The sequence below is a fragment of the Bdellovibrio sp. HCB337 genome (assembly GCF_047302465.1).
Taxonomy (GTDB): Bacteria; Bdellovibrionota; Bdellovibrionia; order Bdellovibrionales; family Bdellovibrionaceae; genus JACMRP01.
Window position 1 is genome coordinate 636,611 of record NZ_CP178621.1, and the last position, 20,958, is coordinate 657,568.

19 protein-coding genes are annotated in these 20,958 nt (G+C 45.0%); 11 read left to right on the forward strand and 8 right to left on the reverse strand.

Going from position 1 to position 20,958, the window contains the following annotated elements; all coding sequences use genetic code 11:
- Window positions 1-18 precede the first annotated feature (18 nt).
- The 3 genes from ACLWBB_RS03110 to ACLWBB_RS03120 all read left to right on the forward strand — a co-directional run bounded on the left by ACLWBB_RS03110 (window position 19) and on the right by ACLWBB_RS03120 (window position 3,019).
- Window positions 19-1,005, forward strand: coding sequence for a flagellar motor protein MotB (locus ACLWBB_RS03110; protein WP_413290100.1), 987 nt, complete (start codon window positions 19-21; stop codon window positions 1,003-1,005).
- A gap of 228 nt (window positions 1,006-1,233) precedes the next feature.
- Window positions 1,234-2,124 (forward strand): TIGR02147 family protein, encoded by an 891-nt coding sequence (locus tag ACLWBB_RS03115; protein ID WP_413290101.1) that lies wholly within the window; start codon window positions 1,234-1,236, stop codon window positions 2,122-2,124.
- 79 nt (window positions 2,125-2,203) lie between these two features.
- Window positions 2,204-3,019: a hypothetical protein gene (locus ACLWBB_RS03120; RefSeq protein WP_413290102.1), complete on the forward strand. Its 816-nt coding sequence runs from the start codon at window positions 2,204-2,206 to the stop codon at window positions 3,017-3,019.
- Here the strand turns inward: ACLWBB_RS03120 and ACLWBB_RS03125 are convergent.
- Window positions 3,016-3,744: a TorF family putative porin gene (locus tag ACLWBB_RS03125; RefSeq protein WP_413290103.1), complete on the reverse strand. Its 729-nt coding sequence runs from the start codon at window positions 3,742-3,744 to the stop codon at window positions 3,016-3,018. The two genes, ACLWBB_RS03120 and ACLWBB_RS03125, sit on opposite strands and share 4 nt — an antisense overlap.
- A 42-nt stretch (window positions 3,745-3,786) precedes the next feature.
- Here ACLWBB_RS03125 and ACLWBB_RS03130 point away from each other — a divergent pair, with 42 nt between their 5' ends.
- Window positions 3,787-4,635, forward strand: coding sequence for an exonuclease domain-containing protein (locus ACLWBB_RS03130; RefSeq protein WP_413290104.1), 849 nt, complete (start codon window positions 3,787-3,789; stop codon window positions 4,633-4,635).
- Here ACLWBB_RS03130 and ACLWBB_RS03135 read toward each other — a convergent pair.
- Window positions 4,610-5,527 carry a signal peptidase II gene (locus ACLWBB_RS03135; protein ID WP_413290105.1) on the reverse strand — a complete coding sequence of 306 codons (918 nt, stop codon included), beginning with the start codon at window positions 5,525-5,527 and terminating at the stop codon, window positions 4,610-4,612. The two genes, ACLWBB_RS03130 and ACLWBB_RS03135, sit on opposite strands and share 26 nt — an antisense overlap.
- 78 nt (window positions 5,528-5,605) lie before the next feature.
- Here ACLWBB_RS03135 and dacB point away from each other — a divergent pair, with 78 nt between their 5' ends.
- From dacB to ACLWBB_RS03155, 4 genes are all read left to right on the forward strand, one after another.
- On the forward strand, window positions 5,606-7,021 hold the full coding sequence (dacB, locus tag ACLWBB_RS03140) for a D-alanyl-D-alanine carboxypeptidase/D-alanyl-D-alanine-endopeptidase (protein ID WP_413290106.1): 1,416 nt from the start codon (window positions 5,606-5,608) through the stop codon (window positions 7,019-7,021).
- 26 nt (window positions 7,022-7,047) lie between these two features.
- A complete protein-coding gene (locus tag ACLWBB_RS03145; protein ID WP_413290107.1) occupies window positions 7,048-8,505 on the forward strand; it encodes a lytic transglycosylase domain-containing protein in 1,458 nt (485 codons plus the stop codon).
- A gap of 86 nt (window positions 8,506-8,591) precedes the next feature.
- Complete coding sequence (locus ACLWBB_RS03150) at window positions 8,592-10,112, forward strand: hypothetical protein (RefSeq protein WP_413290108.1); 1,521 nt, start codon at window positions 8,592-8,594, stop codon at window positions 10,110-10,112.
- Between the two features lie 19 nt (window positions 10,113-10,131).
- Window positions 10,132-11,835, forward strand: coding sequence for a hypothetical protein (locus ACLWBB_RS03155; RefSeq protein ID WP_413290109.1), 1,704 nt, complete (start codon window positions 10,132-10,134; stop codon window positions 11,833-11,835).
- A 79-nt stretch (window positions 11,836-11,914) separates the two neighbouring features.
- Here the strand turns inward: ACLWBB_RS03155 and ACLWBB_RS03160 are convergent, their stop codons facing one another.
- From ACLWBB_RS03160 to ACLWBB_RS03180, 5 genes are all read right to left on the reverse strand, one after another.
- Complete coding sequence (locus ACLWBB_RS03160) at window positions 11,915-13,141, reverse strand: M14 family metallopeptidase (protein ID WP_413290110.1); 1,227 nt, start codon at window positions 13,139-13,141, stop codon at window positions 11,915-11,917.
- Between the two features lie 109 nt (window positions 13,142-13,250).
- Window positions 13,251-13,568 carry a PilZ domain-containing protein gene (locus ACLWBB_RS03165; RefSeq protein ID WP_413290111.1) on the reverse strand — a complete coding sequence of 106 codons (318 nt, stop codon included), beginning with the start codon at window positions 13,566-13,568 and terminating at the stop codon, window positions 13,251-13,253.
- Between the two features lie 173 nt (window positions 13,569-13,741).
- Entirely contained in the window at window positions 13,742-14,236 is a 495-nt protein-coding gene (locus ACLWBB_RS03170; protein ID WP_413290112.1) for a dihydrofolate reductase, read from the reverse strand.
- On the reverse strand, window positions 14,233-15,027 hold the full coding sequence (locus tag ACLWBB_RS03175; protein WP_413290113.1) for a thymidylate synthase: 795 nt from the start codon (window positions 15,025-15,027) through the stop codon (window positions 14,233-14,235). Before ACLWBB_RS03175 ends, ACLWBB_RS03170 begins: the two co-directional genes overlap by 4 nt.
- Before the next feature lie 71 nt (window positions 15,028-15,098).
- Window positions 15,099-15,995, reverse strand: a complete 897-nt coding sequence (locus ACLWBB_RS03180) for a LysR family transcriptional regulator (RefSeq protein ID WP_413290114.1) — start codon at window positions 15,993-15,995, stop codon at window positions 15,099-15,101.
- Between the two features lie 105 nt (window positions 15,996-16,100).
- Here ACLWBB_RS03180 and ACLWBB_RS03185 point away from each other — a divergent pair, with 105 nt between their 5' ends.
- Window positions 16,101-16,802, forward strand: coding sequence for a pirin family protein (locus ACLWBB_RS03185; protein WP_413290116.1), 702 nt, complete (start codon window positions 16,101-16,103; stop codon window positions 16,800-16,802).
- Window positions 16,803-16,820: 18 nt separating this feature from the next.
- Here the strand turns inward: ACLWBB_RS03185 and ACLWBB_RS03190 are convergent, their stop codons facing one another.
- Window positions 16,821-17,927 (reverse strand): hypothetical protein, encoded by a 1,107-nt coding sequence (locus ACLWBB_RS03190; RefSeq protein ID WP_413290117.1) that lies wholly within the window; start codon window positions 17,925-17,927, stop codon window positions 16,821-16,823.
- A gap of 80 nt (window positions 17,928-18,007) precedes the next feature.
- Here ACLWBB_RS03190 and ACLWBB_RS03195 point away from each other — a divergent pair, with 80 nt between their 5' ends.
- Both ACLWBB_RS03195 and ACLWBB_RS03200 read left to right on the forward strand, forming a co-directional pair.
- Complete coding sequence (locus tag ACLWBB_RS03195) at window positions 18,008-19,588, forward strand: DUF4080 domain-containing protein (RefSeq protein ID WP_413290118.1); 1,581 nt, start codon at window positions 18,008-18,010, stop codon at window positions 19,586-19,588.
- A 90-nt stretch (window positions 19,589-19,678) separates the two neighbouring features.
- A complete protein-coding gene (locus ACLWBB_RS03200; protein WP_413290119.1) occupies window positions 19,679-20,887 on the forward strand; it encodes a phospholipase D-like domain-containing protein in 1,209 nt (402 codons plus the stop codon).
- Window positions 20,888-20,958 lie beyond the last annotated feature (71 nt).

Consider the following 20,958-nt stretch of genomic DNA (forward strand, 5'->3'; position numbering starts at 1 on the left):
TTAGGAAAGATTTAAACAATGGCAGAGAAGAAGCAGACGATCGTCATCAAAAAAATCACAGTTGTTGCTGGCGGGGGCCATGGTGGTTCCTGGAAGGTGGCGCTTGCTGATTTCATGACCGCGTTGATGGCCTTTTTCCTTGTTATGTGGCTCTTAGGGCAATCCGATGAAACCAAAAAAGCGGTTTCGGATTATTTCTCGAGTCCGTCAGTCATCGAATACAACTTCCAAAACTTCGGTGCGGAAATTACTTTGGAAAAACTTTTCTTGGATTTGGTCAACGAACCACTAAAAGCATTCCAACAGTTTATTGAGCCTATCGAGAAGACCCCGAATCTTTTGGATATGGGTTCTGCAAAAGTGGTGACGGCATTCTTGGCGGATCAGATGAATGATTTCGCGAAGAACGTTCAAGTCAGCCCAGATGGTTTTGACTTTGATATTCCTGACACGGTTCTTTTTGAACGTGGCTCGTCTACGCCGCTGAAGAGCTTCGTAGAAGTGATGGATAAAATCAAAGGGGTAACGACCGGTTTGCAAGACGCTGAAATCCGAGTGACTTCAGGATTGTTTGTGCAAGCAGTTGCCGGAGCTTCTGCGCCTTTAGCGAATAAAGTTTCTTCAGAACGTCTGGATCTTGTGAAAAACAAAATCCAAGCGGGGTTAGAGTTCAACACTGTGAACTTGAAGGGCGTTAGCATCGTTAAAGAAAAACGTGGCGAAGTAGATCCACAGAAGTTGATTGGTTTCATCCGTATCAGCATCCGCCAAAAGGATCTAACAAGCTCAGGTAAGAAACCGCGTAAGTTAGAAACCGTTTTCGGTGGCTCTAATGAAACGATGTCGGCGTACGAAAGTCTGACGAAAAAACCTGAGGCTAAAAAAGCTCCGGCTCTTCCTCAGAAAAAGGCCGGCACAGTTCCGCAGCTTCAAAATCCTCTCGACTCAGAAGCCGAGAAGATCAACCGAGGCGGCCTCCCAGGCGCGGACTCTCACGAAGAGTAGAGTAAAAATAAGAACGAAGAATTCAGACCCCACATCTTGAATAGGATGTGGGGTTTTGTATTTGTAAGTACTTTCAACAGCTTGCATTGAATTAAGTAAAACATAAAAAACTAGTGTCAGTAAGTCTCCAACACTCAAGTCAACACAACCCAGGATGTCCCGGTTCTAAAAATCGCTTGTGGTTTTAATTCACGCATCCTAGGCTTATTTGCAGCAAGGATGCTGCACATGACACAAGATAAGAACAAAATAGAACTTCCTGTTTTACAAAACTATCTTTCTGCCACTCAATATCTCCAAGACATTTACATCTATCGCAAGTCGCAAAACCCTGGCTTTTCTTATGATGCTTGGGCCGCAGAGATGGGCTTTAAAAGCAGATCTTTTGTGAAGATGCTCATCCATCAACAGCGTACTATCACTGAATCCTCTATCGAAGCTATCAGCCAATCTCTGAACTTCAATGAAAGCGACAAAGCCTACTTCACTCTTCTCGTGAATTACAGTCAGGCAGGAAGTCACGCCGAGAAAACCTTTTACCAAGACAAACTCTTCGCTCATGTTGGAGAGAACAAAGACTTCCAGGAAATCCGTGAATACAGCGAGTTTTTGTCTTCGCCGGATCTGCCAAAACTGCAGGTCTTACTCAGCTTCGCAGACTTAGAAAAAACGGTGAGTGGACTTGCGAAATTTTTGAGTCAGCCACCAGCGAAAGTTTTGGAAAACCTTCAGAAACTCGAAGAGTTAAAGGTCGCTCAAAGTGAATTTAATTCTGAGCTCCAAGCCATGGAATGGAAGCCCACCAAGAAATCTTTTAAAGTGCCAAAGAACTTTGGTTGTGAAGCTCTCGAGAATTACCACAATCAATGTTTGTTAGAAGCCATTGACGCCCAGAAGATGCCCGCACACTTGCGACGTTACAGAAGCGTGCTCGTACCACTTTCCCAAGCTGACTATGAAAATCTCGTCGCGGAAGTAAACGCGCTAGTGAACAAAACGCTTGCGAAGTACGACAGTGAAACACTTTTGGAAAAGCGTCTCTACAAAATGAACCTCAATATGATCCCAGTCACAGAGGTTTTTGCGCAGCCAGACGAACCTTTCTGTTCACAAAGCTGAGCGCGCAACTAGACTTCTCACTCAATACTTCAGTCTCCGATACTTAGGTTGTGATCCAAACAACTTCAAAGGAGACAGCATGTACAATGTTAAAGGAGCTTTGGCGACGACACTCGTAGCAGCGTTGCTTTCAGCTTGTGCCACAAACACAGTTTCAACTGGTGAATTCAGAAGTCCCGCGGGAACGGGGGACATCGATTCGTCTTCTCCAGGAACTGCAGAGTCTTATAGCTACAAACTTCCAATCACTCGCAATGGAGCGACTGAAGAGCGCATGGCTTATTCATTTTGGTCCGGAGAATGGCCGATGCCGATCATTGATGTCTCCTCAGACACTTCGGGCACGACAAAAATTTCTGGTTATACAAATCTCAGAGATCCAAAAACATCAGATAAAGTAAGCTGCACAGTCCAAAATGGACTTTATCACCCATGGTCTGAAAATGAGCCTTCGATTATTAACTATTATACTTTGTCTGCTGTTGAAGACTTTAAGGTTTTAAAAACTATTACTCACGAAGACTCTGTATATGATCCAAAAACAAAAAAGTCTAAAACCATAAAAATGAAGATTCCTAAAGGGTCCAAAATTGTGAATGTGGTTTATTATGCCGAAGGTTACTGCGGAGCTACTGTCAAAATTGGCAAGACCTCAAGACCGATCGATACGCATTGTTCTTTCATCTATGACAATAAAGACCTGCAAAGAATTTCCAAGGAGGGGTCGTTTAGTGAGCAATGGCTGTACATGAAGTGTGAAGAAAAAGATTCTTCAGGCAAGAATGTAAAAGCTTTCGTGCGTGATGAAGACTTATTGTCACAGCCAGGAATCAAGAAAGGTTGTCCAGCAGAGTATGGCAAAATCCAAGGTGCTCAGTATTGCGGTCAGAATTAGAAAGTAGTCGCAGCGCCGACTAAGAAGAAGATTTCACCTTGGCCGTTAAACTGTGACGGCGTCGAGGTTCCGGTGGCAGTAATTTGATAAACAACATTACTGCTGCCTTTGTATTGGAAAGAAGTGCGAGCATCGAAGTAGTTTTCATAACCTTCGACATCTAACATCGTGTAACCAATTTCATTGTCCCACTTCCAGGTGGGGCTTAAATCAAAAGCTTTCCCGAAAGAGTAGTAAGAGGAAGAAGCACCGGTGCCTTCCCAATTGCTATTGGATTCATAACGAACACGATATCCATGAGACGTGATAACCAAATAGGTTGTACTGCCATCGCGGAATTCAGTTTTGAAATAGCGATTATTGAAGTAGCCGAGTTTAAAGTCCGTCGTCGTAGAAATCAAAACTTTCAGTTCTGCATTTAGCTTCAAAAGAAAATGTTCTGTTTCAGTGTCTGCGAAACTGACATTAGAACCCGAAAGCCCAAGTTTAAACTGGGGACCGAAGTTAAAACCAAAGGCGCCTTGCAAAGAAGGGTCTTTGTTTGTCTGTGTGAGCCCATGCTCAACATAGTTGGTAAGAAGGGCTACTTCACCGGTCATTTTGAAAGTAGGGACTTCACCTTTTGAATCATCCGTCGATTGTGCGCGAGATTGCAGCGAAAAGACGACACTGCAGGCTAGCAATGCTGTTTTTAAGATGAATTTATGGGCGGCGTTTTTTATCATATTCCCTTTGTCTTCCTATTAATTTGACTCAAATCGATTTCAATGACAAACAGAAACGGCTATATGGAACTTCATAGACCTTGGACCGAATATACTTATGTGGCTTTCGATACTGAAACTAGTGGGGCCTATCCCATTGGCTCCGATGTGATCGAGTTTGGTGCTGTGAAGTGGCGTGGTGGTCAAGAAGTTGGCTCCTACCAAACTTTGTTGAAGCCTCGTGGTTTATTGACGGAGTTCAATATGAGCATTCACGGAATCACCAATGAAATGGTGGCTGATGCTCCAAAGATGTCTGAAAAAGTCCGCGAAATTTATGATTTTATGTCGGATGCAATTCCAATGGCCCATCATGCACCCTTTGATATGGGGTTTATGGCGGTAGAGTTTGAAACTCACATGCTACCTTTATTGAATACTCCGGTTGTTTGCACAAGCTTGCTCTCTAGAAAGTGGATTCATGGTTGTGAAAACCACAAGCTCCAAACTTTGGTCAAGTTTTTGAACCTGCAAGGCGGAGCCGCCCATCGTGCCCTCGATGATGCTCGTTCTTGTTTGCAAGTGGGTTTGGATTGTTTCAAGCGCATGGGGGAACAAGCAACTTTGGCAGAAGCTCTTAAAAGCCAAGGCAAAAACCTACAGTGGAATGACTATTCACTTCTACGTTGGAACAACCCTGTTGTGAAAGTGATGATCGAAGCGATTTACCAAAAGAAAAACTTGGAAATTGTTTACGAGAAGTCAGCGGCAAAGGCAGAACCACGCCAACTGACTCCAGAAGGAATCGTAAGAAATCCTGACGGGGATTATCTTCAAGCGTTCTGTTTGAAGGATAAAATCAATAAAAGGTTTCTTTTAGCTAAAATTAAGGACGCGGCTGTTCTTTATTAGATTCTTCTTTGAGACGACGACATTCTTCGCGCACTTTTTCAGCCAAGGCTTCTAAGTGACGGAACTCGTCTCCAGAACGTAGTTTCAGAGGACGATCTTTGCCTTCCATTGCATCCATGATGAATCTTTCAAAAGCGTAGACCGGACCAGCGATGCGATGAGAAATCAAACGTCCCACCGCGAACAAAATTCCGCAGAAAGCGACGCAGATAATAGCGTAAGTGATCACGAATGGAATTAAGAACTTGTTGAGTAGGAATTGGTTGTTGCCTACAAGCTCTGAAATCGTGACTCGCAAATAAGTGTAAGAGAAGACCAAGCTAATCACAGTCAATCCAAGACCGACTGCCATCAGGACCAAACAGTATTTCAATTGGAACTTACGGTTGATCCAATACTGTTTACGGGCGTTGTTCTCGGGCCACAACAAGTCACCTTCGCGGATGATTGCAAAGACGATCATGCCATAACCAACCCATTGAAGAGCATCGGCTAAGTTAAACGCAGGACTTGAAAGGGTCGGAGTTCCCAACACAATGAAATCAATCACATAGCCATATAGAATACGGTCTGCAACGTTTCCAAGGATTCCGCCAAGAAGAATAGAAAGTCCAGAACGCAACATAAGACTGCGAATCGGAAGTAAATACTGAACGATCGCATAAGAACAGATAAGGAAAGCTCCGCCTGTCGACAATGAAACTATACGCAGAACTGCTGGCAGATCTGAGAAAAGTCCTAACATGGCGCCGTGATTGTGATGAAGAATAAAACTTACTGGACCATGATTGGATGAGCCCTGCATTTGGGATGCTGCAATTTTGCTTACACGGTCTATCAACCATGTCACAATGAGTGGGAAAGTTACAAGGAACCAGTCGCGTTTTCTCATAGGTTCCAATGTACCAAGTGATTTTCCTTGAGAGCAACAAAGCTCATAGATACCATTTTTTAGTCTAGGGAGATGGTCATGAAATTGTTAAGAACATGCCTTTTGTCTTTTCTTTTATCTCAACCGGTGCTTGCTCAGGAAAATTTTAAAACTGAACTGCAAAAAATCATCAAACGTTCGGGTATTCCAGAATCTGATCTAGGTTTGTACATCACAGCGGGCGAAGGGGAACACCAGGAAATTATTTTGGATGTAAATTCTAAAAAGAAAATGATTCCGGCATCCATTTCAAAAGTGGCAACAGCTTCTGCTGTTCTGGAGTATTTTCCGCCGGGCTACAAATTCAAAACCCAGCTTCTCTCTGCAGGTGACATCCAGGATAAAACTCTGAAAGGGGACCTGGTTTTAAAAGGCAGCGGCGATCCGGGTTTTGTCTCTGAAAATATGTGGTTCTTGGTCAATAATTTTAAGCGCAGTGAAATCACAAAGGTTGAAGGCGATCTTGTGGTTGATGACTCACTTTTTGATCAAAAACGCTATGATTCAAGCCGCCAACCTGAGCGCGTGGACCGTGCCTACGATGCGCCTGTCGGCGCGATGTCTTTTAACTGGAACTCGATCAATATTTTCGTGCGTCCTGGTAACAAAGCGGGCGAAGCTGCCAAAGTCTTTTTGGATCCAGAAAACGAATATGTGCGCCTTGTAAATAAAACGACAACAACAAGCGGCTCTGACAACAATGTAGTAGCTTCTCGAGTCGAGGACAAAACCTTCGGTGGCGATGTCATTCATGTGTCCGGCAAAATCGGCGTGAATTCCAAAGAAGTCGTGATCTTTAAGAACATCACTCAGCCAGATTTGTGGGCGGGCTACAATCTGAAATCTTTCCTTTCGCAGCGGGGGATTACAATCACCGGAAAAATCCGCATTGGAAAAGCTTCCGATAAGGCTGTGATCTTGGCAGAAGCTGAAAGCAAAGCCATTGAACAGGCTGTCGCGGACATGAATAAGTTTTCCAACAATTATGTGGCAGAAATGCTGACGAAAAATATGGGAGCTTTAAAAAAGCAACCCGGCAGTTTGGATACAGGTATGGAGATGATTAACGAGCATCTCAAAAAACTAGGCCTTCCAGACGACCAATACTACTTCCAAAACCCATCTGGACTTACTCGGGACAACAAGATTAGCCCTTTTGGTATGTGGAAGGTTATCTTGCATCTGAAAAATGACTTTAAGGTTCAGCCCGAATTTTTGACTTCACTTCCGATTGCTGGAATTGACGGGACTCTTAAAAGACGCATGAAAAACTCTCCGGGGGAACGATGGGTTCGCGCCAAGACCGGGTATTTGACAAACGTGGTCTCGCTAGCGGGCTACGCTGGACGTAGTGACGGTCGAGTTTTTACCTTCACTTTTATCTTCAATGGTACAAAAGATGAGGCGTCTGTGAGAAACTTTTTTGACCAGATGTTGATTGCTCTTTTGAAATAAAAAAGCAAAGCCATGGAGGGTCTTGCTTGAAACTTTGGATGTTCATTCTCGTATTCTGCACAGGTATTTCCACAGCAAGTTACGCCTTTGATCTTTTTGGTTTGTTCTCAACAGAGCCAACGACTAAAGAAGAAGCCGCGGAAGACTCGATTCCCGATGAGGAAAAGGTCAGCACTTTGGATGAAGATACGCCAATGGTGCAAGCCGAAGTCCTCGGTGGAAAAACTCTGACTGGCACGCGCGCGTTCAGAGTCCCTGATTATTCAGGACAAGACAAAGCCTTAGGATATGGGCCAACTGCTTTTGCCGTTCCCAAAGGACTTGAACCTCAGGTTAATTTCTGGCTCGACATCTATTCTAAGTACACGACGGATCAGGGCCTCATTCATGACACTGAAAGTGTGACCAGAGTTTACGCGGAGATTGATTTTAAAGACATCATCAACGATGAGTCCTTGAATCGTTTCGAAAAAGAAAGACGCAAGCAGAGACTTGTTGATGATAAGAAAAAAGAAATCATCGCGATTCTTCAGAAACTCGACAAAGTGGATTCTCCAGAGGGCTTAAATGAAGTTGAAAAACGCTATTGGAATATGTTCCAAGGCGACAACGAGGCCCACAAATTTAAAGAAGCCGGTCACAAATCGCGCATTCGTTTCCAGCTTGGGCAAAAAGACCGTATGCAGGCAGCGATCTTCTTCTCGGGTCGCTACCTAGAAGACATGGAAAAGATTTTCCGTGATGCGGGTTTACCTATTGAATTGACTCGTTTGGTATTCGTAGAAAGTTCTTTCAACGTGTTAGCGCGTTCAAAAGTAGGGGCGAGTGGGCTTTGGCAAATTATGCGCTATACAGCTCGTCCATATCGCATGATCAACGATGCTGTTGACCAGCGTAACCATCCGATGGCAGCGACTCGGCTAGCAGCACGTTTGATGAAAGATAACTACAACATGTTGAAAGCGTGGCCGTTAGCGATGACAGGCTATAATCACGGTCCAACAGGTGTACGTAAGCTCACAGAAAAATATAAAACTCGTGAGCTTGTAGAGCTTATTCAAAATGTTAAATCCAGCCGCAGCTTTGGTTTTGCCTCTAGAAACTTCTACGCGTGCTTTATGGCGGTGCTTGAAGTTGAGAAGAATGCTCAAAAGTACTTTCCGAAAGTGGTGTGGTCTCAGCCTTTGGATTCCGAAGAGATCAAATTGCCGATCTCTATTAAATACAAAGACCTCTTAACTTGGTTTGATGGAAACGATGAAAAAGCGGAAGTATTTAATCCGCATATTTCACGACAGGCAAGACGTGGTAGCATTTCGATCCCATCTAAGGCGGTGATTGCAATTCCTAAGGAGCGCTACAACCAAGCTCTTATTAGTTTGGCTCGAGGAGAGTTCAAATACGCGGCGAATATGGGCCCCGAGATAAAGGCTCCAGAGGAACCAAAGGGAACAGAGATTAAGTCGGCTGATCCGAGTAAGTAGGTCTCAAAAAGTCGGGACATATTTCTGGACTAGCCCTCTATAGATCTGGATTTGTGGAAAACGGTCCGCGATACGAAAATAGAACCATGACTAGATCCAATAAGACTACAATCGCAGTTATTGTTTGTGCATTGGCTTTGGTTCTTTCTTCGCTCTTTTACTTCCAGAATCACTCCGAGAAAGAATCCCAAGCTGAACTTTCAAGCCAAGAGACCGTGGATTATCGTGGACCCGTAGACGATTGTCTGCAATTTGAGTTGCTATATTCTCGTGACGGAATCTTAGCAGCTGATTGCACTGCCAATTATGTTCACTACTATCCAAAAAATTACGATCCAAAAGTAGCAGAGAAAACCAAAGGTGATCTTCGCATTGGCTCGTTTAACTTATTCCACTTAGGTGACAATCAAGCGCCAATGAAGAGTCTTTCTTTGGTAGCAAAAATTATCAACCAATGGGATGTCGTTGGTGCACAAGAAATGATGCCTTTGCCAGGCGAGTGGGCTGTAGCGAATCAAAAAATCTACGATTTCTTAGTGGCGAATCGCGCGAATGTGGTTTTTCCTCATCAAAATTGGAAAGTTACGTTTCCTGGATATTTAGCGCTTCTTCATGAGCTCCATGAGATTGATCCAAGCTGGGCTTTGATTCTTCAACCTTCTCCGGAAGGCGAGGGTACAAGCGGAGAGATGGCTGGTTTCTTCTATCGCTCAAGCCGGGTGCGTTTAAAAGACTGGGGCTATTGCCCTCGTGATGGCGCGGTAGAGCTTAAATCAAATGAATCACTTTTCAACTATGGGTGTTTGACGCAAATTCCTCCGGATCAAAGGCAGTTAATGTCACGCGTGGCCTTCACGGCATTCTTCCAAGCGGGTAATTTTGACTTTATCGGCGTAACGACTCACGTTCGCTTCCGTCCTTCAGATCAAGAGGCCGATCGTAAAGCTCAAGAGGTTTCAATCTGTAATAGCCACGAAAACTTACAGAAGTGTAAAGTGGCGAATGAGTTCGTAGGTAGATTCTACGAAGTTCAAGCAATCGCAAGACAAATTCACGATATGAAACAAATCGCCGGGGATCAGGACGTGGTCTTTATGGGTGATTTCAATATCGAGTTTGCCAAAAACAACCAAGCACTTTGGAATGCGTCCTTAAAAGATGCTCCTGGCTATGTTGTGACTCAAACGGCACCGACGACTCTGAGTATCAAGTCCGCAAAGATGGCCAGCAACTACGATCACTTCATCTTAGATCCGCAAGCGACGAAAGAGTGTGACATCAATACAGTTCGTGATTTCAATTTCACAGACGTAGAAAATAGTACGGACCCGGTCAAAAAAGATATTGCTCGTATGCTTAGCCCTGCAATGCAAGCCGTTTTACTGAGCGATGCGAGTGCTGAGTTAGAAATGCTGACGAAGTTCCAATTGGGAAAAAACAAAGGACTTCGTCCTTTGAGTGATAAAGAAAAAGCCGACATGACAAAAAGCTATGCGGATTCCGTTACGCGTATGAAGGCGAATAAATATGGAGCTCTTTTGGAGCTTATAAGTGACCACATTCCCGTAGAAATGAATTGCCGTATTGGCACAAGAGATGACGATTAATCGAGGAGTAAGAATGTTTATGAAAACAAAACCATGGATGACCCTTGCAGGTGCAAGCCTCCTTTTGGGAGCCGTTGCTTGTACACAAACAGAGAAAACTCCTATGACGACCGAGTCTCTGCGCGCCCCTTCTTCGTTGCAAGAAGAAACGCCACGTTTGATTTATGTCACTTACGGCAAAGACGGGAAGGCTAACCGCGAAGAGATCACAGCCGCTCGTTGGTTGGGACAAAACGGTGGTTTTAGCGCTGGTGGACGTGAAGACTATCTTTTGAAAATGTATTACTCAAATACGCGCAATACTTCTTTGAAAGGTCTTCGTCATGCATCTTGCTTCCACGGGGATGCAAAAACGATTGCAAAGAATTTCTTTGAAAAAGGCCCTGCTGAAACTGAAGTGCGTAACCTTGCAAGCCGTTGGCCAGAGGTAAAACCAAGTACTGACGGCAGAATGTTGGGTTTGAGTTTGGATCACAACTCTAAAGGCCGTCTGACGTTCCGTATAGCGCATTGTGAATCTGGAAAATCGTCGATCTCTGACACTGTTATTTCAAATTGGGCTGAAGGTAAGCCTTCGAAAAAGATCAGTGGGATGAAAACCGCTAAAAGAACAGTGGCGAATAGCCCCCAAGACGATGGTTTCAATATCTTTGACGATACACCGTTCTCGGAAGATTTGCCTTTGTTTAAGCTGCGCGCGGATTATAATAGAAATCCTCAACGCCCAGATCCAAAACCATGGGCAGGGTTGGACCTGAAGGATCAACGCCAAGCTTTAAAGTTTACTCTTCTAGTTCAAAAGTATTTCTATGAAAATATGGCGAATCAAAATCCGAATAAACGCGATTTCAATTTCATCGCCCAAAACAACAAACAACGTTACTGGTGTCACATGCCATGGATGCACGTTGGTGCTGCGGGACGTGAAGCCATTCACGGGATGACAAAAGAAAGAGATCTGGTTCCTTCAAAGCGTATTCCAACCTATCAAAATGCAACGCCTGGCTCTAACTGGGGTGTCGCTTACTTCAACGGCGAAGGTTGCGATGCGATCGGCGAAGTTTTCGGCAGCCAAGGCAACCATCGTCCAGAACCAGATTTCACGAAATCTACATTCAGAGACGGCACAGTCATCACGAAGATGCTTTTCACCACAGCTCGTTTCTCTGAAATTGAACACGCTTACAAGTGGAGAGCAACAGTCAGTGACGTAGGTTCGACAGAGCGTTCAGTTCAGGATGTTCGCCACATTCAAATGGATATTGCGGTTAAAGATCTTTCCTTGAAAGGAACGGATCCTACTTTGGGCCATTGGATTATGGCGGGTTTCTATTACGATCCTAACTACGACTTTGAAAAAGAACTCAAAGCGGTATTGGGTGAAGAGAATCCTTTGAAGAGCATTCCAAATCTGCCAAAAGAACTTTTGAAAATGCGCCCTATCGGCGTACAAACAGGGTTTGATTCTCCGGAGAAGAATGAAAGTTTGATCTTCCCAGGTGCATACGCAAATGGTTCCGGCGGTCGCTTGAACGGTCCTGCTGACAATCCAAAAACAAGCTGTTTGGGTTGCCATGCTGCTGCCGGAACGGGTGCTTCGATGATTCCAGGCTTCTTATCAGCGCGTATGTGGGAGCCGTTCCTTGGAAAGCCAGCGTTGGACTTCAACCAACAATTTGCCTTAGCAAAAGAAAACTACGAAACAACCTTTACCGGTCAGTAGTAGTTTAAGAACGAATTTTGAGAATAAAAAAAGAGCGGGGAAAACCCGCTCTTTTTATTTTTCCAATTTCTATTCTCTATTACGGAATTGGATTGATGTTAAATTCTAAAACTCTGTAAGGGTTGTCAGCATACTGAAGAAGATAAAGAACCGGCTCTAAATTCTTTTGCTGAACCGCTGGGATAACTCCGGCACCAGGATAGAAACCATCGCTGCCACCCCAGCCACTGTTTGTCGGATCCAATTCAAAGGTGAATGAAACAATACCGTGTTCACCGTAAGACCAATCCGTCGTATCGCCGCTAGCTTGGTAAAGTGCGGAAGACTGCATCGGCTGATAGCCATTCCACTCGGACATCTTTTCAGCCATGACTTTATGGACTTGGAAATCACGATTGTTATCGATGCCATTGTATTTGTGGCCCCAAGGATAAAGAACAAGTTCTGAGAAGGTGTGGAAGCTAAGCAGAGTCGAGATATTCTGATGAGCTTCTACGTAAGCTTTGATGGCTTGGGTTTCAGGCTCACTAAAAGGTTTTGGGCCTTTGAACGTATCGCTGCCAGGGTTGCTGCTAGAACCGCCTGTGCCCCATTGATAGCCATAGTTACGATTTAGATCGACACCAAAGGTGCCGTCGCTATTGCGAGCACGGTTTTTACGCCAAAGTTTGTAGCGACCACCGCTGATATCGTATTCAAGGCCATCAGGGTTTACTGCTGGGATGATATGAACATCACGGCCATTCAGAAGATTCACAATACGTGGGTTGCCTTTCGTGTATTCACTCAAAAAGTACTCTGCATAGAATAGTGGAAGCTCTACAGAAAGATGTTCGCGAGCATGGTGTCCACCCATATAGATAACCGCAGGTAAGTTATCAGCTTGAGCTAAATTCCCAGAGATGCGCAGAGCCCAAATGTCGCGATTTTCATTGGTCTTACCAATAGAAGTGACCTTCAAGATCTGTGGATAGGTTTTTTGGAGGTCTTGGACTTTTTGAGTGAGCTCAGGATAGTCGTGATAAGCGGCGTCTTGGCCAGGGAAGGCCATCATTTCGGCGCCGATAGTGAAGCTAACTTCAACCCAGCCGAGTTTTTCAAGAGCCTCTTTTTCTTCTAAGGTTCCTGTCGCGGTCACGAAGTCTTCGCGAACAGCTTCGATTGAAACGCCGGTATCAGCGACCACGCTTCGTTGGAATTTATCGTTCGCACGAATTTTCATCCAATAGAGGTTGGAGTCTTGAGTGCGGGCTTGAGGAATAAAACAGAGAAGAGTCAGTGCTGCAGCGGCAATTCTAGCCTTCATAGGTCCTCCTTGGACATGGCTAAAAGGCTAGCACAGCTCCTAATGGGTGCAACAGACTAAGGTCTAGGTTTGTAGTGAAGAGCGTTCCGGAGTTTTCCGGTAAGAGGAATTACTGAGTACGGTTACGAGTAAGCATTTTGGTCATGGTCTCTTGGCGATTCAAGAAGCAGATACCAACGCCCAAGCTTTTGCCCCACACAACTTCTGCATTCACGCTGTGGGTACGGCCCAAACTTTCAAGGGGAACCGTTACGCGCATCAAATCACCCTTCTGAGGAATGTAGTCCCCTTGGATGATTTCTAAGAAAGCGCCTGTCGTCGATAGGTTTTTGAGCTCTGCAATCAGAGTGCCCATGCGACCGAAGATTTCCAGGTACGCGCGTTCTTGAGTCTGATGTCTCTCCGTCGTGTTTTGGCCTGAAGTCATTGGTTCTTCCCTTTGCAAAAAGTCTACGTATTTAGTATCGGCGAAAAAATCGCGGCCACTAAGGTAAATCTGCGAAGGGAATTCATAATCTCAAAATGAGAATGCACCAAAAAAGGATGTTTTTGAAAGTGTCGAACTTCTAATAACTCGAAAAATATCTCGAGCGAAAGTTTTTATTTTTTCTTATATGTGAGAAACGAAAATGGAACTGGATCCGTCCTATCTGATTGGGCCACAAGTTCGAATTTATCCATAGGAACCTCTGGATAATAAGTATCACCTTCGAAATCTTTGTAAATCACCGTCAGATAAATCTTGTCCGTCACTGGCATAGACTGTTTGTAGATCTCGCCACCGCCAACAATGAAAACTTCTTCGCCCCATTGAGCTGTCAGAGGCTTCGCGGCCTCAATCGCCTCGTCCAAAGTCTTCACGTATTTCACCAGAGGGTGAGTGGACTGCAAATCTTGGCGGGTAATCACGATATGAAAACGTTGTGGAAGAGGTTTTGCGCCGATGGAGTCAAAAGTCTTTCTTCCCATGATCATAATATGACCCTTGGTCGTATCACGGAAGAATTTCAGGTCCTCGGGAATATTCCAAGGAAGCTTGTTCTGAGTCCCGATCACACGGTTTTGAGACATCGCTGTGACATGAGTTAGAATCATACGGCCACCTCGCCTTTGATGGCTGGATGTGGATCATAGCCTGTGATTTGAATATCTTCGTATTTGAAATCAAAGAGATCTTTCACTGCAGGATTCAAAGTCAGTTTTGGCAAGGGACGGAAGTCTCTTTCCAACTGAGTCTTCACTTGCTCTAAGTGATTTGAATAAATATGTGCGTCCCCAAGGGTATGAATGAATTCACCCACCTTGAGATTGCACACTTGCGCGATCATATGCACGAGCAACGCATAGCTTGCGATATTGAACGGCACGCCCAAGAAAATATCCGCACTTCGTTGGTAAAGCTGGCAAGAAAGTTTTCCGTTCGCCACATAAAATTGGAAAAAGGCGTGGCAAGGCGGAAGCGCCATCTTATCAACATCAGATGGGTTGAATGCGACAACCAGCAAACGACGAGAGTCTGGATTTTTTTTGATTTGCTCTACAACGTTTACGATCTGATCAATTTTGCGTCCATCTGGAGTTTCCCAAGAACGCCATTGTTTTCCGTAGACGGGTCCCAAGTTGCCTTCTTCATCAGCCCACTCATCCCAGATCGTCACTTTGTTATCATGAAGATACTTGATGTTGGTGTCGCCTTTTAAGAACCAAAGAAGTTCGTGAAAGATCGCGCGTGTATAAAGTTTTTTGGTGGTCAGAAGTGGAAAGCCTTCTTCCAAGTTGAAACGCATTTGGTAACCAAACACGCTCAGGGTGCCAGTTCCAGTGCGATCTTCTTTTTGCGCTCCATGAGCAAGTACATGCTTTAGTAGTTCGTGGTATTGGCGCATTTTAACCTCCAAGTCGTTCGGGGTCCTATTCTATGAAAGTAGAACTTTTTGTCTCTACTTATTGCGGGCTGTTACTTCACTTTTCCCGAGGAAAAGTGGTCCCAGAGCAGCTGCGAGCAAGGTCCCAGCTTTTGTCCCTGGCGCACAGCCAGGGAAAGAGGGATTTTCTGCACGTCGTTGTGAGTGATTACGAGTTCTTTTTTCTTGATTTCCGGGGTTACCAGATGCTCGGGCATAAAGCCCCAACCCAGTCCGCCACGCAGAAGTTCCTTTTTGCTTAAAAAATTGTCGACGCTCACGGTGTTCAGAGGATTGAGGATGGCGGCCGATTTCCCGGGGCCATCCAAAGTGCTGCGTAAAACCACTTGGCTGTGTTTAGCAAGTTCGTCGGGAGGGGCCTTGCCTTTTAACTTTGCCAGTGGATGGGAAGAAGCACAGACCGGAACCTGCACGACCTCCATCACTTTACGCACACTCAAACCGGAGCGTTGTTGGAATACTTGCGACAATGCGAGATCCACCTGCTCATTCAACAGCAAATCTTCGCCGCTTAATACTTCGGAAATAATCTTGATCTCGGTCTGAGGAAACTGGGCTGCCAATTTCCTCAGACCCGAGATCAAGGAGGGGAGGGGCCAATGGGCACTGATGGCGAGTCGAATCACCGGCTCATGCCCACGTTTAAGATATTGAACTGTTTTCTGCAAAGACTGGTAGTCGCCTAAAAGCTCTTCGGCTTTTTTAAAAAAGCCGGTGCCTTCTTTGGTCAGACGAGGACGATACCCACTGCGATCAAAAATAGAAAAACCTAATTCGTCTTCCAGAGAACGAATCGCATAACTGACAGCGGATTGTGCACGATTCAACTTTTGTGAAGCTGCACGAAAGCTGCCGGTCTCTAAGATGCTTTGCAAAACCTGGATTTGGTCAAGAGTCATGAAAAAATCATAATCTAAAAAATAGATCATGTTAATAGAAAAGTTATAGTTTTTTAGATCATCTGGTCCTGATAAAGTAATTTCCAGGTCAACATACAAAGCTATCCCCATGATTGAATACACCGAGGAGGACCTATGCTAACAATGAGAGCTTCGAAAGACCGTGGACACTTCAAAAACGAATGGTTGGACTCCTACCATAGTTTTTCTTTTGGCGAATATTATGATCCTAAGCACATGAACTATCGTGACTTGCGCGTGATCAACCAAGATGTGATTGCCGGGGCCTCTGGCTTTCCGACTCATGGGCACCGCGATATGGAAATCATCACTTACGTTTTGCGCGGTACGCTCGAGCACAAAGACAGTCTTGGCAACAAGGCGCAGATCAAACCTGGCGAAATCCAAGTCATGACGGCAGGCACTGGTGTCATGCACAGTGAATACAATCCAGATGCGAAGGTGGCTGCAGAGATTCTGCAAATTTGGGTTGTCCCAAGTCAAAGAGGACTTGCTCCTGGTTACAAACAGAAAATGTTTTCTAACGAGGACAAACGCAATAATCTTCTTTTGATCGCGTCACCTGACGGAGACCGTGGTTCGATGAAAATCAATCAGGACGTGCGCCTTTACGCTGGCGTCTTTGATAAAGACTTTCAGAAACGCTACGAGCCTAAAGAGGGCCGCGGCACTTGGATTCAAGTCGCCAAAGGTTCTCTGATCGTGAATAAGCAAACGATCGCGGCTGGCGACGGTGTTGCCATCGAAAAAGAAAATCTGATTCGCATCGAAGGCGGCCCGCAAGGGGCTGAGTTCATCTTGTTTGATTTAAAATAATCTAGTGGGGCCTCTCGATTAAAGAGAGGCCTTTAATTCTTCGATCAGTCTTTGATTCAAAAGACTCATTTGTTCCTTCGTCAGTTTGACACCCTGGATTTGCTCGGGCGTCCATGTCAGAGCCTCGCTCATGACTTTTTCCACGGCTTTATACACTTTCGGAATAATTTGCGAGCGGTAGTTAGGATCGTTGATTTTGTTTTTTACAAGCTGCCAAAACTCCCAGCGAGACGGCAACATCACAAAGTAAGGATCATTGGTGAAGCTTGCCCACGGGCGCTGCTCTTCCCAGGCTTTTTCATGAGCCGCGTGGTCTTTAGGCGAAAAATCTCGGATAATCAGTTCTTGATAAGAGTTTTCTTTTGCAGGTGTTTGATAGTCCGTCACCATATATGCGATTGCTTGCGGGTCTTTGTGGCGAACGGTGGCGACCACGTCAGAAAAAAACTCATGTAGTGCCATCGCGGTATTTGTTATTTTTTGCACGCGATCTGCTTCCGTCGAGATAGCCTTCATTTTCAGTGTCAAAACCTGAAGTGCATTTTCTAGGGTTTGTTTTTCAATAGGATCCTGAGTGGCCTCTTTGCGGGCCGTCAGCTCTTTGGATGCTTGAGTAAGATCGCGAAGAGCATTTCTAGCAACACCCACAAGAACAAAGTTAGGTTTTATCTGTCGATAGGACTCAAGATTCTCAACAAGATTTTTTTCTAGGATCAAATGACCGTACTCGTGGCTCAGAGTCGCCAGATTTTTCTCGGGCGGAATGATTTTCCCTGCCGAATCAACATCACTGCGGATGCCGACGTAAATTTCAAAAGTGGCAAAGTCAGAAACCGATCTTGTATAAACCGAGCCGATAGTGACTTTGGCCTCTTTCGGGCGGGCTAACGGACCTAAAAGGTTATCGATGGTCTCTAGGTGTTTCTCTAAAAGATTGGCGCTATACGGAGTTTTTGCATGAACATATTTAGAGACCCGGCCCTGGGCACCCTGTTCATAGCCCCAAAGTTCCGAGCAAAGGGGGGCAGGCATGGCCCAAACAGAACCGGCAAAGCCTGTTAAAGCCACGAAAAGAGTGACAATCTTTGCAGTCAGTAAGGGGTTTAGGCGGGCACCAAATCGCATCCAAGGTCTCCTAGGGATTTCATACACTTAAAAGCAAACGGCTTGCCAAAAAAGCGGGGGTTTGGTTTAAGGACCTTCACATGATGGCTCCCAAACAAAAAGACATTCTTTTAGTGACCCTGAATTCGACCTATCAGCACTGCGCTTTTGGGCTCCGTTACCTGTTTGCGAACCTCAAAGAGTTGCAACCGCAAGCTCAAATTCTAGAGTGGACGATTCATGCAAGTCCCCGCAATGTGGTTGAGAAAATCTTGGCTCACAATCCAAAGATTGTCGGCTTTGGCGTGTACATTTGGAATACCACCGAGACTTTCCAAATCGTTTCCATTTTAAAGCGTGTAGCCCCTGAAATTACCATTGTGTTGGGTGGTCCCGAAGTCAGCTACGAGAGCGAAAACCAAGCGATCTGTCAGACAACGGATTACGTGATTAAGGGCGAAGCTGATCATTTGTTTTATGAGTTCTGTGAGCAGATTTTAGTTCAAGGACAACGACCAGAGAAAAAATTTATCTCGGGTGCATTGCCAGATATTGCTAAAATCCAATCGCCGTACGGTTTCTACACGGATGAAGATATTAAAAATCGCATTATCTATGTGGAAGTGTCGCGCGGCTGTCCTTACAAGTGCGAGTACTGTCTTTCTTCGCTGGATAAACTCGTGCGTAGCTTTAATTTGGATCAATTTCTCAGCGACATTGATAGCCTCATTCAGCGCGGGACCCGACAATTCAAATTTGTCGATCGTACTTTCAACTTAAGCATTCAAACGAGCTCTCGTATTTTGCAATTCTTCTTGGATCGTATTGATCTGGGCTTGTTTCTGCATTTTGAAATGGTGCCGGACCGCTTGCCAAACGAACTCAAAGACTTGATCAAGCAATTCCCAGTGGGATCTTTGCAATTCGAAGTAGGAATTCAAACTTGGAATATCGAAGTTGCTAAAAACGTCAGCCGCCGTAATGACTACAACAAGGTTCGCGAGAATTTTAAGTTCTTATCTTTGGAAAGCGGCGTTCATACTCATGCGGATTTGATCGTGGGTCTTCCTGGCGAGACCGTAAAAAGCTTTGGCGAGGGCTTCGATAACCTGGCGTCTTGTGAGCCTCATGAGATTCAGGTGGGAATTTTGAAGCGCTTAAAGGGCACGCCGATCGTTCGTCACGATCGCGAGTTCCAGATGACTTATCAAGAGCACCCACCATTCCAGATTCTGCGTAACAAGGACATTTCTTATTCGGAAATGCAGCAGATGAACCGCTTTGCCAAGTACTGGGACTTGGTGGCCAATAGTGGGAACTTCACCAATACCACTCGTTGGCTGAAGGAACAGGCTGGACAACGTGAGGACCGCTCATTTTTTTGGGAATTTTTTGCACTCAGCGAGTTCATGAGTAATCGTTTTCAAGAGACCCATAGCATCGCTTTGCAGAGTCTTTTGGAAGCCCTTTGGGCCTACCTGACCGAGGCAAAAGGCCTTGAAAAAGACGTCGTTCGTGACCTTCTTTTGAGCGACTACATGAAGGACAAACCCCGTAATATTCCTGGGTTTTTAAAGGATGGCTTGAGCGAAACGGCCTATCAGATTCATCAGCGGACTCAAGGCTCTGGGAACAGCTTGCCTGAGCGCCAAGCCCGCCATCTTCCGAAGCCTTCTCACTAATTATTCATAGAAAGAATATAAAAATCATAAACACTTATTGGCGGATTCCGGGCAGATGTCTTAAAACACCTCTGACTTTGGAGGTCGCCCATGAAATCCTTCTTGTTTTTAGCTCTTACAACTTTGGCTCTATCTGCAGAAGCTCGTGTTCAGGTTCTCTTCCATCCTCATGACCCGACACTGGAAGCTATCGCAGGTTGTATCTCTGACGCTAAATCCACAATCGACATCGCCATGTACAACATGGATACGACAGATGCCTCACCGGTTGTTCAAACTTTGAAATCTCCAGAAATCCAAAGTCGTCTTCGCTCAGGTCAATTGAAAATCCGCATGATCCTTGAGCTTTATGGAACTCCAGAAGAAAACGAAAAGAAAAGACAAGCCGTTGAAGACATGGGTATCGACGTGCGTGATCTTGGTAAGACCGTAAAAGTTCATCACAAGTTTGCAGTTATCGATGCTGGCGGCGCTCTTGAGCGCGTAATCACAGGCAGCGCCAACTGGTCTTTGTCTTCTTACAAGAACTACAACGAAAACATTTTGTTCTTCACTCAAGAGCCAGAAGTGACAGGTCGTTATCAATTTGAATTCAATCGTCTTTGGAATGCCTCTAAAGAGTTCGGCGTTTCTTTAGGTCACCCTGATGTGAAAGTACCAAAGTATCAAGATCAAGAAGACATCGAGATCTTCTTCAATTCTCCACGTACAGTGGATCGTAAGTCTCAAGAGGCTTCTTATATCACTGGCGAGATCGTGCGTTTGATCGATGGCGCTCAAAATAACATTCAAATTGCGACAACACGCATTCGCATCGAACCAGTTTTGGAATCGATCCTTAAAGCTGCTCAACGTGGCGTAAAAATCCAAGCTGTTATCAGCCAAGATGATTTCATCGATTTGGGCCGTCGTGCGAAGTACTTACTCAACAATAAAAACATCGAGCTTCGTATTAAGTTCTACAACTTGAACTTAAGTGCTTATATCACTTACCAAATGCACAACAAGTTCATGATCGTTGATGGTCAAACTCTGTTCACAGGATCTTTCAACTGGTCTAACAGCAGCGAGAATAGCCACATCGAAAACGTTTTGGAACTTAACGGTGCTTTAGCTCAAGCAGTGTTGCCGGACTACAAAAAAGAGTTCAGCGACATTTGGGATATGGGCCGTGATCAATACTCTGGTGTATTGAGTTCACTAAAGAGCGGTGCTCACACTCAGTGTGCAATTCCACAAATGGTTTTAAGCCAACCAGAAATCCGCCAGCTTCTGAACTACGGCCGTAACTGCCAATAGGCCTTCGCTTCGAACTCGGGATTTGCAAGGAAGTTTTCTCAAACTTCCTTCCAAATCGTCTTCGAAATTTT

What these genes read in the sequence shown, in the direction of transcription:
- ACLWBB_RS03110 (WP_413290100.1), top strand. Translation starts at nt 19, where the DNA reads ATGGCAGAGAAGAAGCAGACGATCGTCATCAAAAAAATCACAGTTGTT.
- ACLWBB_RS03115 (WP_413290101.1), top strand. Translation starts at nt 1,234, where the DNA reads ATGACACAAGATAAGAACAAAATAGAACTTCCTGTTTTACAAAACTAT.
- ACLWBB_RS03120 (WP_413290102.1), top strand. Translation starts at nt 2,204, where the DNA reads ATGTACAATGTTAAAGGAGCTTTGGCGACGACACTCGTAGCAGCGTTG.
- ACLWBB_RS03125 (WP_413290103.1), bottom strand. Translation starts at nt 3,744, where the DNA reads ATGATAAAAAACGCCGCCCATAAATTCATCTTAAAAACAGCATTGCTA.
- ACLWBB_RS03130 (WP_413290104.1), top strand. Translation starts at nt 3,787, where the DNA reads ATGACAAACAGAAACGGCTATATGGAACTTCATAGACCTTGGACCGAA.
- ACLWBB_RS03135 (WP_413290105.1), bottom strand. Translation starts at nt 5,527, where the DNA reads ATGAGAAAACGCGACTGGTTCCTTGTAACTTTCCCACTCATTGTGACA.
- dacB (WP_413290106.1), top strand. Translation starts at nt 5,606, where the DNA reads ATGAAATTGTTAAGAACATGCCTTTTGTCTTTTCTTTTATCTCAACCG.
- ACLWBB_RS03150 (WP_413290108.1), top strand. Translation starts at nt 8,592, where the DNA reads ATGACTAGATCCAATAAGACTACAATCGCAGTTATTGTTTGTGCATTG.
- ACLWBB_RS03155 (WP_413290109.1), top strand. Translation starts at nt 10,132, where the DNA reads ATGAAAACAAAACCATGGATGACCCTTGCAGGTGCAAGCCTCCTTTTG.
- ACLWBB_RS03160 (WP_413290110.1), bottom strand. Translation starts at nt 13,141, where the DNA reads ATGAAGGCTAGAATTGCCGCTGCAGCACTGACTCTTCTCTGTTTTATT.
- ACLWBB_RS03165 (WP_413290111.1), bottom strand. Translation starts at nt 13,568, where the DNA reads ATGACTTCAGGCCAAAACACGACGGAGAGACATCAGACTCAAGAACGC.
- ACLWBB_RS03170 (WP_413290112.1), bottom strand. Translation starts at nt 14,236, where the DNA reads ATGATTCTAACTCATGTCACAGCGATGTCTCAAAACCGTGTGATCGGG.
- ACLWBB_RS03175 (WP_413290113.1), bottom strand. Translation starts at nt 15,027, where the DNA reads ATGCGCCAATACCACGAACTACTAAAGCATGTACTTGCTCATGGAGCG.
- ACLWBB_RS03180 (WP_413290114.1), bottom strand. Translation starts at nt 15,995, where the DNA reads ATGATCTATTTTTTAGATTATGATTTTTTCATGACTCTTGACCAAATC.
- ACLWBB_RS03185 (WP_413290116.1), top strand. Translation starts at nt 16,101, where the DNA reads ATGCTAACAATGAGAGCTTCGAAAGACCGTGGACACTTCAAAAACGAA.
- ACLWBB_RS03190 (WP_413290117.1), bottom strand. Translation starts at nt 17,927, where the DNA reads ATGCGATTTGGTGCCCGCCTAAACCCCTTACTGACTGCAAAGATTGTC.
- ACLWBB_RS03195 (WP_413290118.1), top strand. Translation starts at nt 18,008, where the DNA reads ATGATGGCTCCCAAACAAAAAGACATTCTTTTAGTGACCCTGAATTCG.
- ACLWBB_RS03200 (WP_413290119.1), top strand. Translation starts at nt 19,679, where the DNA reads ATGAAATCCTTCTTGTTTTTAGCTCTTACAACTTTGGCTCTATCTGCA.